Genomic DNA, 362 nt, shown 5'->3' with positions numbered 1-362 from the left:
GCCGGACAGGTCGGCGCCGCTATATTCGCGCAGTGGTCCGGCCATCCCGCTGCCCTCGCCGAACTGCCTGGCGATACCCGACAGCAGCGATGCCGCCGACAGGGTTCCCTTTGCCTTGCCGATGGTGAAGCTGACCAGTTCCTTGAGCGTGAAGTGCTGGAAGAGCGCGACAATGTCGGCAAATGCCTCATGAAAGGCCGGCACGTCGGCGTTCGACGCTTCCTGAAAGTGGCGATACAGCCCGTCGAGCAGCGCATGCGACATCTCATGCGCGACGATGTCGTTGGACAGACAGGAAAACACCGTCGTACCGGGTGTGGTGACATCGCCATCCTTGCCCGTTGCCGGAAAGTAGCCGAACA

1 pseudogene is annotated in these 362 nt (G+C 61.9%); it reads right to left on the bottom strand.

The features are described from left to right. Positions 1–362: pseudogene (locus EN852_RS36500) on the bottom strand (hypothetical protein); the annotation flags it as partial.

It is taken from the genome of Mesorhizobium sp. M2E.F.Ca.ET.209.01.1.1, from assembly GCF_004010375.2.
Classification (GTDB): Bacteria; Pseudomonadota; Alphaproteobacteria; order Rhizobiales; family Rhizobiaceae; genus Mesorhizobium.
Note: the sequence above shows the minus strand (reverse complement) of the source record. Positions and strands in the feature narration are given on the sequence as shown.